Source organism: Mesorhizobium sp. Arg314, assembly GCF_053714275.1.
On the sequence record NZ_JBSKBP010000374.1, the window covers coordinates 1 to 239 of the forward strand.

Genomic DNA, 239 nt, shown 5'->3' on the forward strand with positions numbered 1-239 from the left:
CCGGTCGTGACGAGCAGGGTCTTGGCCCGCCCGCCCACCTTGCAACGCTGGTTCAACCGCTCAGCTACGGCAAGGTAACTCTCATACGGAGCGGTGCCAAAGAAGGTGTGGCTGAACTTGGTCAGCTGGGCCTGTATGGCGGCGACGACCTTCGGATGCGAGTGTCCGACCGCGAGAGCACCCATTCCGCTCAGGAAGTCGATATAGCGCCGTCCCTCCACATCCCAGATCTCTGCACC

General features: G+C 62.3%; 1 protein-coding gene. It reads right to left on the minus strand.

Annotated elements, in window-relative coordinates:
* A partial coding sequence (locus tag ACWGS9_RS35925; protein WP_454509576.1) for an aminotransferase class III-fold pyridoxal phosphate-dependent enzyme occupies positions 1-239 on the minus strand: 239 nt, incomplete at both ends.